Genomic DNA, 14,430 nt, shown 5'->3' on the forward strand with positions numbered 1-14,430 from the left:
GGAATCACCCATGAAACAAACGACCAAGAAAATTGCCAGCCTTGCGCTTTCCTTCGCCCTTGCGCTGACGCTGTTTGCGGGCGCACCGGTATTTGCCGACGATCCGGCAGTGGTGCCGGCGGGTTCTCAGCAGCAGAACGCGAGCGGCAGTACCCAGACGGGCAGCAGCACGTCAACGTCCGACACCTCGACCCCTGCCCCCACTCCCGTACCTGACGCCTTCATCTCCAACTACAGTGTGGACGTGAAGGACGACAGCCAGCTGTATCCCGGCGGCAAGATGAACCTCAGCATCACCGTTGTGGACGAGTGGGCGGGCACGCACAATGCGCAGCTGCGTGCGCGTATCAATAGCAGCTCTTTTGTGGGCAAAGACGCGGTGGTCCCCTACGACAGCACTACCAATGCCTACAAGTTCGAATTCAAAGATATCGAATACCTTGGCGGCGATAACACCTTCAAGTTCGATATCATCACCGAAAATGCGAGCGAGGCCCGTGCGATCATCACCTTGAGCCTGCCCATCAATCAGTGCGACGAGCGCCCGGAGGCCACTCCTACGCCTACTCCTGCGCCTGCGGAAGTGCCCAAGATCATGGTGAAGGACTTCACCTTCGGCGGCAACAGCGTGGAAGCCGGCAAGGAGTTCACTCTGGAGCTGACCCTGTTCACCACCAGCGGCAACACCAATCTGGAGGACGTGATGGTCGGTTTGACCTTCCCCTCGGACTCCAAGAATGTCAGCCTTGCCAGCGGCAGCATGAACACTTATGTGGGCACGATGGGCCCCAACGCCACCCGTACCATCAGCTATAAGATGGTCACCTCTGCCACCATGGAGCCCGGCTCGGTGAACATCACCGTGCAGCTGACCAGCAAGAACGGCGAGGCGGCGTCCTCTCCCATCTCCATCCCCGTTACCCAGCCCGAGCGTTTTGAGATCACCAACATCGAAGCCCCCGAGACCATGATGATGGGCGAGGAAGGCTACCTCTCTGTGACCTTTGTCAATAAGGGCAAGAGCTCCATCAACAACCTCACCGCCGAGATCCAGGGCGAGAACCTGGCCAACCCCGGCCAGAGCCAGTTCCTGGGCAATGTGGCCGCCGGCACCGAGAACTCGGTGGACTTCAGCGTGATGGCCTCCGCGGAAGGCGTCATCAACGGCAAGGTCATTTTGAGCTACGAAAACTCCAAGGGCGAAGTGGCCACGGTGGAAAAGGAGTTCTCCTGCACCGTGGAGGCGATGCCCGTTATCGACGATCCCGGCATGATGGACCCGGGCATGATGGACCCCACCATGGGTGAAGACGTGGAGGGCGGCATGCCCATCTGGGGCTGGGCGCTGATCGTGGTCGGCGTGGGCGCTGTTGCGGCGGTGGCCGTGGTGGTGATCCGCAAGAAGCAGGCGGCGAAGAAACTGGCCCAGCTGGAGGATGAAGATGAAGATATCTGATCTGCTGCGCCTCAGCACGGATAATCTTCGGCGGCGTAAAGGCCGCACAGCCCTGACGGTCATCGGTGTGGTGGTTGGTACGTTCGCCATCATCGTGATGATCAGTCTGGGTATCGCCAGCAATGCCCAAAATGAAGCAATGCTCCAAAGTTGGGGAGACCTGACCCAGATCCAGATTTGGAACTACTCCTACGGCTCTGTGGGAGAGACCCCGAAACTGGATGATGAAATGCTCGAGACCTTCCGCAGCCATGAGCATGTGGTGGCAGCGACTCCGTTCTATTCCGCAAACTCTCTGAACGGCAACATCTACGCTGGCAAGGGAGATCGCTATGAAGCCTATATGTGGAACAGCTACGGCGTGGATATGAGCGCGCTGGAAGCAATGGAGTATCAGCTGCAAAGCGGCAACTGGGTCGCTGACGATGTGAATTTGGGCAAAAAGAAGATCCCCGTGCTGGTGGGCGCCAACTTTGCCTATGAGTTCCAGGACACCCGGAAAAGCTACAACAGCGGCAAGCGCCAGCGCTGGGCGGGCCAGACGGATTCCCTGGGGAATCCCATTCCGCCCTTTGTGGATATCAACAAGGATAAACTCACCCTGAAGCTTACCGCCTACGACACCAACGGCAACGAAAAAACCAGCGAGTTTGAGCTGGTGGTGATGGGCGTATTCGTGTCTGACCCTGCCAAGCATTATTTCACCGAGTCCGGCATTGTCATGCGCGTGTCGGATATGAAGATGCTGGAAAAAGAGTACGAGCGTCTGAGCGGCAAGAAAAACAACTCCTCCGGCGGCGTGATGATCTCCAACGGCTCTGTTATGCGTGAGCAGGACAACGGCTACCAGGAGGTCTACGTCAAGGTGGACGATGTGGAAAATGTGGGCGCCGTGGAAGAATGGATCCACGAGCTGGGCTATGAGCAGACCAGCTCCATGACCCAGATCCGCGAGGAGATGCAGGCCAGTGTGATCAAGAGCCAGATGATCCTGGGCGGCACTGCGGCAGTGGCTCTGCTTGTGGCGGCGCTGAACATTGCCAATACCATGATGATGTCCATCTACGAGCGCACCAAGGAGATCGGTGTGATGAAGGTACTGGGCTGTGAAGTGGGCAAGATCCGCAACATGTTCCTGGTGGAAGCGGGCGCCATCGGCCTGCTGGGCGGTATCATCGGCGTGGCATTGAGCTACGCCGCGTCCGCCATCCTTAACAACATCAACACCATCGCTGCGCTGTTCGGCGGCGGAGGCATCGACCTGAGCGGCCTTTTGAACAGCATCGGCGGCATGTACGGCGGAATGGGAGGCCAGATCTCCATCATTCCCCCGTGGCTGGTGCTGCTGGGACTGGGCTTCTCCACCCTGGTGGGTATCCTGTCCGGCCTGTGGCCGGCGGTGAAAGCCACCCGCATCAGTGCGTTGGAAGCCATTCGCCACGAATAAACGATTCAAAAAGCGGGACCCCTTTCGAGAGGGGCCCCGCTTTTTTGTGCTCGCAACTGCGGTAAGGTGAGCGCATATACATATTCTGAAACTCTGAAGAAAAAGGGGAAGGGATATGGAAACACTGCAGCGGGTCGTCGATTTGGCAATAAATGTGCTTCATCAGCTGGCATGGGGGCCGGGGACCATCGGCCTGCTGGCGCTGAGCGGCGTTGTGTTCAGTGTTGCCACAGGCTTTTTTCAGCTGCGCGGTGCACGCCGCTGGATAAGCGCGACGTTGGGCGCGGCCTTCAAGAGCCGGGAAAAACGCGGCGCGACCACCGCCTTTCAGTCCGCTTGCACGGCGCTGGCGGCAACGCTGGGCACCGGGAACATCGCGGGGGTCGCCACCGCATTGGTGGCGGGCGGCCCGGGAGCTGTGTTCTGGATGTGGGTGTCGGCGCTGCTTGGCACCATGACGGCCTATGCCGAGAACGTACTTGCCGCGCTGTATAGAAGCACCGACGGAAAAGGCCACCCGGTGGGCGGGGCAATGTTCTATATTGAAAAGGGGCTTCACAGCCGGCCGCTGGCAGCCGCGTTCAGTTTTTTCTGCCTGCTCGGCTCGCTGGGCATGGGCAACATGGCGCAGGCAAACTCCATTGCCGAAGGTCTGCGGGACGCTCTGCATGTGCCGCCACTGGTTACAGGTCTGGTGGTGGCTGCGGTGATCGGCGCAACCATCGCGGGCGGCATCGGACGGGTGGGCCGCGTCACCGAAAAAATCGTGCCCTTCATGGCCCTGGCCTACACCGGCGGTGCGGTGCTGATCGTGGCGCTCAATGTTCAGCGCCTGCCGGAAGTGTTCGCCCTGATTTTTCGGGAGGCATTTTTGCTCCGGGCGGGCCTTGGCGGCGCGGCGGGCTATGGGCTTGCCCGGGCGCTGACGGTGGGCGTGGCCCGGGGCGTCAGCTCCAACGAGGCGGGGCTGGGCTCTTCGGTGATGGCCAACTCCGCCGCCGGCTGCACGCCGGTGGAGCAGGGGATGTGGGGCATCATGGAGGTGGCGGTGGACACTCTTTTCATGTGTACCCTTACCGCCTTGGCCATCCTGTGCAGCGGAGCCTACGACTTCGCGGCTTATTCCGAGGCGCAGAGCAGGGGCGTCCTGGAATTGATGCCCAACGGAGCGGCCCTCACGGCCGACGCGTTCCGCGCAGCGTTCGGCCCGCAGGGCGGGGTGTTCCTGGCCCTCAGCCTCACGTTGTTCGCTTTCTCCACGCTGCTGGGCTGGAGCTGCTACGGCGCGCAGGCAGCGGAATATTTGTGGGGCCCCCGGGCGGCCAGGATTTACAAAGTGATTTTTGTGGCTGTAATCGTGCTGGGGTGTGTGACGCGGCTGGAACTGGTCTGGCAGATCTCCGACACTTTCAACGGCTTCATGGCGCTGCCCAATCTGGCGGCTGTGCTTTGGCTCAGCCCGCAGGTCCTTCGTGAGAGCCGGAAAAGCCTTTTTGCCAGGGGCGGAATCACAAAAACACTTGCATCTGGGCAGATTCGGTGATATACTTTAATGCAGTAACACATTGCGGCAATAAATTACCGAGGATGTGAAGGCCCAAGTGGGCCGAACAGGAGGGAATGTACCATGAAAAAGCTGATTTGCGCATGTACGGCGGCGCTTCTGGCCGCTTCCATGCTGGCGGGCTGCGGCGGCCAAACCTCTGCCCCCGCTTCCGGAGCAAGCGAACCTGCGTCTCAGGCATCGGATGGTTCTTATGTGGTGGGTGTGTGCCAGTTGGCGCCTCACCCGGCGCTGGACGCCGCCACGCAGGGCTTCCAGGACGCGTTGAAAGAGGCGCTGGGCGACCAGGTCACCATTGAGGTGAAGAACGCAGCCGGTGATTCGCCCACCTGCGCCACCATCGTCAACGGCTTTGTTTCTTCGGGCGTGGACCTCATCATGGCCAACGCCACCGCCAGCCTGCAGGCCGCCGTGGCTGCCACCTCGGACATTCCCGTGCTGGGCACCTCCGTCACCGAGTACGGTGTTGCTCTGGGTATTGAGGATTTCTCCGGCACTGTGGGCACCAATGTATCCGGTACCTCCGATCTGGCTCCGCTGGACCAGCAGGCGGCCATGCTCAAGGAGTGGTTCCCCGACGCCAAGACCGTTGGCCTGCTCTATTGCTCCGCCGAGCCCAACAGCCAGTATCAGGTGGACGTGGTCCAGGCCGAGCTGGAAAAGCTGGGCTACACCTGCACCCAGTACTCCTTCTCCGACACCAATGACATGGCTTCCGTCACCCAGAACGCCGCCGACAACAGCGACGTCATCTATGTACCCACCGACAACACGGTGGCCAACAACACCGGTGTGGTAGACAATATCTGCCGCCCCGCAGGTGTGCCCGTCATCGCGGGCGAAGAGGGCATCTGCTCCGGCTGCGGTGTTGCCACCCTGTCCATCAGCTACTATGATCTGGGCGTTGCCACCGGCGAGATGGCGGTGAAGATCCTCACCGGCGAGGCCAATGTGGCCGAAATGCCCATCGAGTATGCGCCTCAGTTCACCAAGAAGTACAACGAGGCCATCTGCGCCGACCTGGGCCTGACCGTCCCCGAAGGCTACGAAGCCATCGCCGCAGAATAACGCAGAAAAAGCAGAAAAGACGGAGGAAAAGGCTTTCCTTTTCCTCCGCTTTTTGCTATAGTAATAAGGTAAAGCATTAACGGGGCGAAAGGCCGCCCCGCAGGAGGGAAGACAGATGGATTTTCTCAACGCGCTGCCAGGGGCAGTGTCTCAGGGGCTGATCTGGGGCATCATGGCCATCGGCGTGTACATCACGTTCCGCGTTCTGGACATTGCCGATCTGACGGTGGACGGCTCGCTGTGCACCGGAGCGGCGGTGTTTGCGGTTCTGTTCACCGGCGGAGTGAACCTGTGGCTGGCAATGCTGGCGGCAACGCTGGCGGGCATGGCGGCGGGGCTTGTCACCGGTCTGCTGCACACTGCCTGCGGCATTCCGGCCATTCTGGCCGGCATTCTGACGCAGCTTGGTCTGTATTCCATCAATATGGCCATCATGGGTATGAAGGCAACGGTGGCTATCAACGTGACCACCAATGAGATGCTGGACAAGCTACTGGTGTCCCTGCGCTTCGTGACCGATGTGGCCAAGGGCGCGCGGCCCTTCTGGCGGCACCCCATCTTCGTGGGCGGCCTGTTCACACTGGCCATCATCGCGCTGCTCTACTGGTTCTTCGGCACTGAGCTGGGCTGCTCGCTGCGCGCCACCGGCGCCAACGGCAACATGGCCCGTGCCCAGGGCATCAATACCAACTTCGCCAAGGTGTTGGGCTTGGTGGTCTCCAATGGCCTGGTGGCCCTCTCCGGCGCTCTGCTGGCCCAGTACAACAGTGCCAGTGAGATCAACATGGGCCGCGGCGCCATTGTCATCGGCCTTGCCGCTGTCATCATCGGCGAGGTCATTTTCGGCAAGGTGTTCATCAATTTTGCCCTCAAGCTGTTCGCGGTGGTGCTGGGTTCTATCATCTACTACATCGTGCTGCAGGCGGTCCTGGCGCTGGGCCTCAATGCCAACTACCTCAAACTGCTCTCGGCGCTGGTGGTGGCGCTGTTCCTGTCGGTCCCGTACTGGAAGGACCGCTATTTCACCAAGACCGCGAAGAAGGGAGGCACCCGCAATGCTTGATATAAAGAATATCTCCAAAACCTTCAACGCGGGCACCGTCAACGAGAAAGTGGCGCTGAACGGGCTGTCCCTTCATTTGAATGAGGGCGATTTTGTCACCGTTATCGGCGGCAACGGCGCCGGCAAGAGCACGTTGCTGAACGCGGTGGCGGGCGTTTGGCCGGTGGACTGCGGAACCATCATGATCGACGGGGTGGACATCACCCGTCTGCCGGAGCACAAGCGTGCAGAATACATCGGCCGCGTGTTCCAGGACCCCATGATCGGCACCGCCGCCACCATGCAGATCGAGGAGAACCTTGCGCTGGCGGCCCGGCGCGGTCAGCGCCGCGGCCTCGGCCCCGGCATCACCCGGGAGGAGCAGGAGCAGTACAAGGACCAGCTGAAGATGCTGGGACTGGGCCTTGAAAACCGTCTCACCAGCAAGGTGGGACTGCTCAGCGGCGGCCAGCGCCAGGCGCTGACGCTGCTGATGGCGTCGCTCAAGAAGCCGAAGCTGCTTTTGCTGGACGAGCACACTGCCGCGCTGGATCCCAAGACGGCGGCCAAGGTGCTGGAGCTCTCCGCCAGGATCGTGGCAGAGCACAACCTCACCACTCTGATGATCACCCACAACATGAAGGATGCCATTCAGTATGGCAACCGGCTCATCATGATGCACGAGGGCCGCGTGATTTATGATGTGAGCGGCGAGGAAAAACGCAGCCTGAAGGTGGCCGATCTGCTTCTGAAATTCGAGCAGGCCAGCGGAAGCGAGCTGGCCAACGACCGGATGCTCCTTTCCTGACAGATACAGCTTTGATGCCCGGCGCGGTGACGCGCCGGGCATTTTGCAATATTTGGGAAAAGCCTGTCGTATTATAATCGTCGGCAGGTGAAATTCCGCCGCTTTGCGTTGTGTCCAGACAGGAAAAATGGTATAATAACCTCGTAAATGTCCACCGTTCCGGTCGCGCGCTTCGCCTTGGCGAAGGAACCGGGAATGGCGGTGCGCGCTTCGGTGCGGCTTTTTTGCCGTGCCCATCACAGGAAAGGCGGTGCCAGTTTGGCTTGTTTTGACGCGGTGCTGTTCGATGTGGACGGCACTTTGATCCATTCCAGCCCGGGTATCCTCGATACCATGGAATACACATTCCGTGCAGTGGGGATCGATCCTGCCGGGATCGACCTGACGCGGTATCTCGGGCCTCCGCTTCGGCGCAGTTTTGCAGAACATATGCGCAGTGAAGAGGACGTGGAGCGCATGGTGCATATCTATCGGGACCGTTACCATGAGGTCGGCCAGCATCTGTGCCAGGTGTTTCCCGGTGTACGGGAGATGCTGACGCGGCTGCGCGAGGAAGGCGTGAAGCTTTACACCGCGACTTCCAAGCCCACGTCGGTGGTAACGCCGATCCTGCAGGAGCAGGGCCTGGCGGAGTTCTTCAACTTCATCGGCGGCGCCAGCGAAGACAAAAGCGTGGACACCAAAACCGCCGTGATGCGCACGGTGCTGACGCGTCCCGAGCTGCAGAATGCGCGGGTGCTGATGGTGGGCGATCGGGCCGACGATATGCGCGGCGCGGCCGACTGCAATGTACCGGCGGCTGCGGTGCTGTACGGCTACGGAAGCAGGGAAGAGCTGCTTCCCTTCGAGCCGTGCTTTATGCCCGAAAGCTGCGAGCAGCTGGCCGACTTTATCCTTGGCCGATAAGCAAATGACAAAGGAGGGCAATCGAATGCCTCAAAACAGACGCAAATCCCGCGGCGGTTCCGCGCCGCTCACTCCCAAGCAGAAACAGGCGGCCATCGTGCTGGCGATCTGCGCTCTGGTGCTGGTCATCACCATCGCCGTAGTGAGCGTGGTCGTGTCCAAAGCCGGCGGCGGAGACCCCCAGTCCGGCAGCACCAGTCAAACTTCTTCCGGCACCAGCCAGGTGGTGACAGGCGGCTTTGACGCCAGCAAGTACGGCGACGCCGTGCTGGGGTCCACCGATGACGCCGGCAAGTCTTACATCGATGAGACCATTTTTGTGGGTGACTCCAACACCTACCGCTATTATCAGTACGGCCTGCTGGAACTGGATCAGGTGGTCGCCGTGGAGGGCCTGGGCATCCAGAACTTCACCACCGACAAGTCCATCTATTTCAAGGGCGACGACAACGGCTATTCCATCCCCGATGCGCTGGCCAAGATGAAGCCCCGCCGCATCATTGTGATGATGGGCACCAACAATGCCGACGGCACCATGAGCGCGTCTGACTTCGCTTCCAATTACCGCACTGCGCTGGAAGCCATCAAGACCGCTTACCCCTACACCGACATCATTGTGGCTGCCGTGCCGCCCATCCCGCAGGATCACTCCAGCTATCCCAACATGAGCATGGAGACCATCAACCAGTTCAACGATGCGCTGGCGCAGATGTGCGCGGATAACGGCTATAAGTTCCTGAACACCAACGAGATCCTCGTGGGCAGCGACGGCTACGGCAAGGCACAGTATTTCCTGTCTGGCGACATCCATCTGAAAAAGGATGCGCTGACCGCCGTGATGGAATATGCCCGCACCCATGCCTATCGGGGCACCGAGGACCGCCGTCCCGATACCAGCAATATTCCCGAGCGCCGCAAGACCGGTTCCACCGGCACGGTGACCACCACTCCCACGCCGGATACCAGTACCGAAAAGACCTATACCGCTCAGTACAATGTGGACAAGAACGTGGGCGGTACCCTGACCAGCGGTGATCAGAAGGGCGTCACCAGCCTGAGCTTTAAGGACCTCAAGTCCAGCAGCAGCGTCTCCGTGACGGCTGTGCCTGCGGATGGGTACGAGTTCATCAAGTGGAGCGACGGCAACACCAACGCCACCCGCACCGACAAGGACTTCAAGCAGAACGTCAACGTGACTGCCATGTTTGGCGCGAAGCTGGTGGTGAGCATCGAACAGGGCAGCTCCGGCACCGCCAAGGTGGGCGACAGCGTCCGCTTCAGCGCTTCTGTGAGCGACAAGAGCATTGACAAGGACACCATGGTCGTCTGGACCCTGGACGGCACACAGCAGCGTGTAGGTTACAGCTGGATTTACACTCCCACTAAGGAGGGCACTTTCAGCATCAAGGCCAGTGTAACGGTGAACGGAAAGACCACTTCTGCTGAATATAAGCTGACCGTGACCGCCGCACCCACTCCTGCGCCTACTCCTTCGCCCTCTCCGGTGCCTACTCCAGTGCCTACCCCGGTGCCGTCCATTTCCGACTTGGCCGGCTCCTACACCATCAAAGAAGGCACCAGTCTTGATTTGACTGTCACGCTTGCAAATGGTGAGGCGAGCAAGGTTACCTGGTCCGTCTCTCCGGGAGATACGGGCGGAACACTGAGTGCGACCTCTGGCATCTCCTCGACGTTTCGGGCTACAGCTGCCGGCGTTGCAACGGTGACCGTGAGCGTGGAGGGCGGAAATTCGCTCTCCACCACCATCACGGTGGAGGCGGCTACCCCTCCGACTGAATAACAGAACATTGCCAAAAGGCCGCCCTGTCCGGCAGGGCGGCCTTTTTACGACACCATGAAAAGGAGAGATGACCATGAAACTTTCTGTCCTCGGCTGCGGTCGGTGGGGCACTTTTCTGGCCTCCTATCACTGTGCGAAGAACGAGGTCCTTCTGTGGGGCCGGCCCGGCTCCCGGGGGCTTGCCCAACTGCGGGCCGAGCGAAAAAATGAATACCAGGTCCTGCCCGAGTCGCTCCTTCTGGGTGACGATTTGGGCGCAGCCCTGGATTTTGGGCCGGTGGTGGTCATTTCCATCAGCGCCCAGCAGTTGCGACAGCTCGCTGCACAAATTCAGCAGCACGATGTGAAGGGGAAAACCTTTATCCTTTGCATGAAGGGCATCGAAGTGGCCACCGGCAAGCGCCTGACCCAGGTGTTCCGGGAAGAAGTTACCCAGCCGGTGGGCCTTGCGGTCTGGGTAGGGCCCGGCCATGTGCAGGATTTCTCTGCGGGCGTGCCCAACTGCATGGTGGTGGACTCGGACGATGCAACTGTCACTGATTTTATTGTGGATCATCTGAGCAGCGATCTGATCCGCTTGTACAAAGGACGCGACCTCATCGGTACCGAGGTGGGTGCCGCCGCAAAAAACGTCATTGGTATCGCCGCCGGCATGCTGGACGGAGCGGGGTATACCAGTCTCAAGGGTGCGCTGATGGCCCGCGGCGCCCGGGAGATCGCCCGCCTGATTCGTGCCATGGGCGGCAACGAGCTGTCTGCCTACGGGCTTTGCCATCTGGGAGACTACCAGGCTACGCTCTTTTCGCCCCACAGCCATAACCGCCAGTTTGGTGAGAGCTTTATCAAAGGCGAACCCTTTGACCGCCTGGCGGAAGGCGCTTCCACCGTGCAGGCGCTGGTCCGCCTGGGCGAGGAATACAATGTGGATCTGCCCATCTGCCAGACGGTGAACGACTTACTGTACAACGGCCTCGCGGCGGATGAGGTGCTTCCGCGCCTGTTCAGCCGCTCGGTGAAGGGCGAGTTCGATTATTGAGCGCAATGCCTGCCCCGCGCACACCCCCTTCTGCGTGTGCATACATTGGGGCAAGGGAGGCGTTCAATCATGACCGATACAAGCAAGTGCCTGCGTGCATATGCCGTGGGCGACGAAGATGTGACCAACGGCAGTGTGGAAAATTACGACTTCGACTGGGGCGACCCGGTTGCTCCGCCGGATGACCGCTGCGGAGAGTGCCCGGACAACTGCAACCGCTGTTCCTGCGGCTGTCAGAACCGCTGTGGTTGTCAGAACCGGTGCGGTTGCTGCAATTCCTGCGGTTGCCAGAACCGGTGCAACTGCTGCAATCCCTGCGGGTGCGAGGTCGTGCCGGAGCCGGGGCCGGAACCAGAGCCGGATCCCGACCCCGTCGAAACTCCGCCCACCTGCCCCTGTGACCGTTGCCGCAAAACGGCGGAAGGGTACGGTGCCTATCCCATCGTAGACCTGTAAGCAAAGCAGCGCCCGGACATTGGCTCAAAGCCGGTCCGGGCGCTGCTGCATTTGCTTGACGAATGAACGGGAATAGGAGATAATAGACAAGGTGAACGCTGCCTGCGTCGGAACGGGTGAAGGCAGTAAACACAGAAAAGGGGAGAGAAGTTACCCATGGCATATTATCATTGTCTTTTGCTGGATGTGGACGGCACCCTGATGGACTTCGGCGCCGCGGAACACAAGGCATTTCACGAGACGATGGAGCGGTTCGGTCTGCCTGCCACTCACGAGGTGGAAGAGACCTACCACACCATCAACAAGGGGCTTTGGGCTGCGCTTGAAAAGGGGCAGATCAAGCGGGACAAGCTGGTCGTGCGCAGGTTTGAGGACCTGCTCAAAGCGCTGGAGAGCACCGGTGACGCGGCACAGATGAACGCGTATTATCTGGACCGGCTGAGCGAGCACGCGGACCTGATCCCCGGCGCGCTGGAGGCGGTGAAAGAGCTGTCGGAGGTCGCCACGCTGGCGGTCGTTACCAATGGCGTGGAGCATGTGCAGGAAAAACGGCTGAAGGATTCCGGCCTTGGGGAGTACATGGACGAAGTGTTTATCTCCGAGCGCATTGGCGTGGAAAAGCCCAACCGCCGCTTCTTCGAGATCGCCCTTCGCACTCTGGGCACCGAAAATCGTGACAAGGTGCTTGTGGTGGGCGACAGCCTCACTGCCGACGTCAAAGGCGGCCAGAACGCGGGGCTGGACACCTGCTGGACCAACTGGAACGGAGCGGAGGCGCCTGCGGAAAACGGCCCCACCCACACGGTGCGCAGTTGGGAAGAGCTCTACTCCATCGTTATGGAACCGGACGAGCTGGAAAACGTGGGTCTGACGCGGCGTAAACATCAGTTTGAGCCGGGCATCTGACCCTAATTCACACAGGAAACGGAACGAACATGGTTTTATCCTTACAAAACATCGGGAAAAGCTTCGGTGAGACGGTGGTCCTTGAGGGGATCGACGCAACGGTGGAGCAGGGGGAACGCATCGGCATCGTTGGCGAAAACGGCGCCGGCAAGACCACTCTGCTCAAGATCCTCTGCGGGGAATACCAGCCCGACGAGGGCGAAATGCAGCTGACCCGGGGCGTGACCCTTGGCTATCTGGAACAGAACAGTAAGCTGGACCCTCAGCAGGATGTGTACGGCGAGATGCGCAACGCCTTTGCGCCGGTGCTGGACGCCATGAACCGCATGCGTCTGCTGGAAAAACGGCTTGAAAAGGACCCCCACGATCAGGAGGTCCTGGCGGAGCATGCCAAACTTTCGGCGGTGATCGACGCGGCCGACGGCTACAACATGGACGTGAACATCAAAAAGGTGCTCAGCGGCATGGGATTTGGGCCGGAGACTTACCAGAAGAGCGTGGCGGTGCTCTCCGGCGGTGAGCACACCCGGCTGTGCCTTGCACGGCTTTTGCTTCAGCGGCCGGATGTGCTGATTCTGGATGAGCCCACCAACCACCTGGATTTCATCACCATGGAGTGGCTGGAAAGCTATCTGAAAAGTTATTCCGGCGCGGTGCTGGTGGTCAGCCACGACCGCTATTTTCTGGATGAGGTCTGCACCCGAATCTGGGAGGTGGAGGGCCACGGCCTGACCAGCTACAAGGGCAACTATTCTGCCTTTCTGCCCCAGAAGGAGGCGGCGGTGGCCCTGCAGCAGAAGCAGCACGACGCCGACGTGGCCAAGGCGCAAAAGCTGGAGGACTACATCGCCCGCAATCTGGTGCGCGCCTCCACCACCAAAATGGCCCAGAGCCGCCGCAAGCAGCTGGAAAAAATGGAGATCACCGAAAAACCTTCCAGCGGGCCGCAGCAGTTGAAATTCCGTTTTGAGTTCGACGTTACGCCCTACAACGAGCTGCTCACGCTCAAGAACCTCTGCGTGAAGATCGAAGGGCGCACGCTGTTGGAACCCTTTGATCTGCAGGTGCTGCGTGGGGAGCGGCTGGTCATCGCCGGCCCCAACGGCGCGGGCAAATCCACCCTGATGCAGGTGCTGGCCGGACGGCGCAAGCCCAGCGGGGGAATGGTGCGTCTGGGCGCCGGGGCAAAGGTGAGCGTGTTCGAACAGCAGCAGCTGCGCCGGGGCGGCCGGGCCATCGATGCCGTGTGGGACAAATGGCCCCGCATGACCGAGTTGGAAGTGCGCAGTCATCTGGCTCGCTTCGGATTCAAGGGTGAGGACGTGTTCAAGCCCTGCACGGCTCTGTCCGGCGGTGAGCTTGCACGCCTGCGCCTTTCTGAGATCGTGCTGGAACGGCCCAACCTTCTGTTCATGGACGAGCCCACCAACCACCTGGACATCTATACCCGTGACAGCCTTTCCGAGGCGCTTGCCGCTTACGAAGGAGCGCTTCTGCTCATCACGCACGACCGGTTCTTGATGAACAGCCTGGCCTGCCCCATCCTCTACATCGAGGACGGAAAAGCCACCTTGTATGAAAGCTATGAGAAGATGATGGGCCGCGGTCAGGCGGCGCCCGAACCGGCCCCTGCAGCACAGAACGGTACCGGAGGAAAAGCGTCCTACGGCAAGGAACAGCGCCGCCGCCGCGCGGAGCTGCGGGCCCGCATCAAAGCCGTGGAAGACGAGCTCGAGGTCATCGGTGCGCGGGTGGTGGAGCTGGAAAACTCCATCAACGACCCGGAAGTTCTGCGGGATCATATCCTTCTGCGAGACACCTGTGACGAACTGGAGGACACCCGATTCCACCAGCAGGAGCTGTTTGACGAATGGGAAAAGCTGCTGGAAGAGCAGGAGCAGTACGAGCAGGAAGAAGAGTAAAAAATCCCCCGGCAAGCA

12 protein-coding genes are annotated in these 14,430 nt (G+C 60.3%); all 12 read left to right on the plus strand.

Annotation, left to right across the window (positions count from 1 at the left end):
• Window positions 1-10: 10 nt before the first annotated feature.
• The 12 genes from ACMNAY_RS07330 to ACMNAY_RS07385 all read left to right on the plus strand — a co-directional run bounded on the left by ACMNAY_RS07330 (window position 11) and on the right by ACMNAY_RS07385 (window position 14,412).
• A complete protein-coding gene (locus ACMNAY_RS07330) occupies window positions 11-1,456 on the plus strand; it encodes a hypothetical protein (protein ID WP_418718950.1) in 1,446 nt (481 codons plus the stop codon).
• Window positions 1,443-2,903 (plus strand): ABC transporter permease, encoded by a 1,461-nt coding sequence (locus ACMNAY_RS07335; protein WP_325285149.1) that lies wholly within the window; start codon window positions 1,443-1,445, stop codon window positions 2,901-2,903. Before ACMNAY_RS07330 ends, ACMNAY_RS07335 begins: the two co-directional genes overlap by 14 nt.
• 115 nt (window positions 2,904-3,018) lie before the next feature.
• Entirely contained in the window at window positions 3,019-4,446 is a 1,428-nt protein-coding gene (locus tag ACMNAY_RS07340) for an alanine/glycine:cation symporter family protein (RefSeq protein ID WP_418718951.1), read from the plus strand.
• 84 nt (window positions 4,447-4,530) lie between these two features.
• On the plus strand, window positions 4,531-5,535 hold the full coding sequence (locus ACMNAY_RS07345) for an ABC transporter substrate-binding protein (protein ID WP_418718952.1): 1,005 nt from the start codon (window positions 4,531-4,533) through the stop codon (window positions 5,533-5,535).
• A gap of 115 nt (window positions 5,536-5,650) precedes the next feature.
• Entirely contained in the window at window positions 5,651-6,598 is a 948-nt protein-coding gene (locus tag ACMNAY_RS07350; protein ID WP_418718953.1) for an ABC transporter permease, read from the plus strand.
• Window positions 6,591-7,385, plus strand: a complete 795-nt coding sequence (locus ACMNAY_RS07355; RefSeq protein ID WP_418718954.1) for an ABC transporter ATP-binding protein — start codon at window positions 6,591-6,593, stop codon at window positions 7,383-7,385. Before ACMNAY_RS07350 ends, ACMNAY_RS07355 begins: the two co-directional genes overlap by 8 nt.
• 195 nt (window positions 7,386-7,580) lie before the next feature.
• Window positions 7,581-8,291 (plus strand): HAD hydrolase-like protein, encoded by a 711-nt coding sequence (locus tag ACMNAY_RS07360; protein WP_418718955.1) that lies wholly within the window; start codon window positions 7,581-7,583, stop codon window positions 8,289-8,291.
• A gap of 25 nt (window positions 8,292-8,316) precedes the next feature.
• Window positions 8,317-10,092 carry an SGNH/GDSL hydrolase family protein gene (locus ACMNAY_RS07365; RefSeq protein ID WP_418718956.1) on the plus strand — a complete coding sequence of 592 codons (1,776 nt, stop codon included), beginning with the start codon at window positions 8,317-8,319 and terminating at the stop codon, window positions 10,090-10,092.
• Window positions 10,093-10,165: 73 nt separating this feature from the next.
• The gene (locus tag ACMNAY_RS07370; protein ID WP_418718957.1) at window positions 10,166-11,128 is read left to right on the plus strand and encodes an NAD(P)H-dependent glycerol-3-phosphate dehydrogenase; all 963 of its coding nucleotides are present in this window, start codon (window positions 10,166-10,168) and stop codon (window positions 11,126-11,128) included.
• Window positions 11,129-11,197: 69 nt separating this feature from the next.
• Entirely contained in the window at window positions 11,198-11,584 is a 387-nt protein-coding gene (locus ACMNAY_RS07375) for a hypothetical protein (protein ID WP_418718958.1), read from the plus strand.
• A gap of 156 nt (window positions 11,585-11,740) precedes the next feature.
• A complete protein-coding gene (locus ACMNAY_RS07380; RefSeq protein WP_418718959.1) occupies window positions 11,741-12,490 on the plus strand; it encodes a YjjG family noncanonical pyrimidine nucleotidase in 750 nt (249 codons plus the stop codon).
• A 29-nt stretch (window positions 12,491-12,519) separates the two neighbouring features.
• Window positions 12,520-14,412 carry an ABC-F family ATP-binding cassette domain-containing protein gene (locus tag ACMNAY_RS07385; RefSeq protein WP_418718960.1) on the plus strand — a complete coding sequence of 631 codons (1,893 nt, stop codon included), beginning with the start codon at window positions 12,520-12,522 and terminating at the stop codon, window positions 14,410-14,412.
• The last annotated feature ends 18 nt before the right edge of the window (window positions 14,413-14,430 follow it).

The organism is Candidatus Allofournierella merdipullorum, from assembly GCF_048426865.1.
GTDB lineage: Bacteria > Bacillota > Clostridia > Oscillospirales > Ruminococcaceae > Allofournierella_A > Allofournierella_A merdipullorum.

Coding starts and splice junctions, on each gene's coding strand:
- ACMNAY_RS07385 (WP_418718960.1), top strand. CDS start 12,520: ATGGTTTTATCCTTACAAAACATCGGGAAAAGCTTCGGTGAGACGGTG.
- ACMNAY_RS07375 (WP_418718958.1), top strand. CDS start 11,198: ATGACCGATACAAGCAAGTGCCTGCGTGCATATGCCGTGGGCGACGAA.
- ACMNAY_RS07370 (WP_418718957.1), top strand. CDS start 10,166: ATGAAACTTTCTGTCCTCGGCTGCGGTCGGTGGGGCACTTTTCTGGCC.
- ACMNAY_RS07355 (WP_418718954.1), top strand. CDS start 6,591: ATGCTTGATATAAAGAATATCTCCAAAACCTTCAACGCGGGCACCGTC.
- ACMNAY_RS07365 (WP_418718956.1), top strand. CDS start 8,317: ATGCCTCAAAACAGACGCAAATCCCGCGGCGGTTCCGCGCCGCTCACT.
- ACMNAY_RS07380 (WP_418718959.1), top strand. CDS start 11,741: ATGGCATATTATCATTGTCTTTTGCTGGATGTGGACGGCACCCTGATG.
- ACMNAY_RS07330 (WP_418718950.1), top strand. CDS start 11: ATGAAACAAACGACCAAGAAAATTGCCAGCCTTGCGCTTTCCTTCGCC.
- ACMNAY_RS07340 (WP_418718951.1), top strand. CDS start 3,019: ATGGAAACACTGCAGCGGGTCGTCGATTTGGCAATAAATGTGCTTCAT.
- ACMNAY_RS07360 (WP_418718955.1), top strand. CDS start 7,581: ATGGCGGTGCGCGCTTCGGTGCGGCTTTTTTGCCGTGCCCATCACAGG.
- ACMNAY_RS07345 (WP_418718952.1), top strand. CDS start 4,531: ATGAAAAAGCTGATTTGCGCATGTACGGCGGCGCTTCTGGCCGCTTCC.
- ACMNAY_RS07335 (WP_325285149.1), top strand. CDS start 1,443: ATGAAGATATCTGATCTGCTGCGCCTCAGCACGGATAATCTTCGGCGG.
- ACMNAY_RS07350 (WP_418718953.1), top strand. CDS start 5,651: ATGGATTTTCTCAACGCGCTGCCAGGGGCAGTGTCTCAGGGGCTGATC.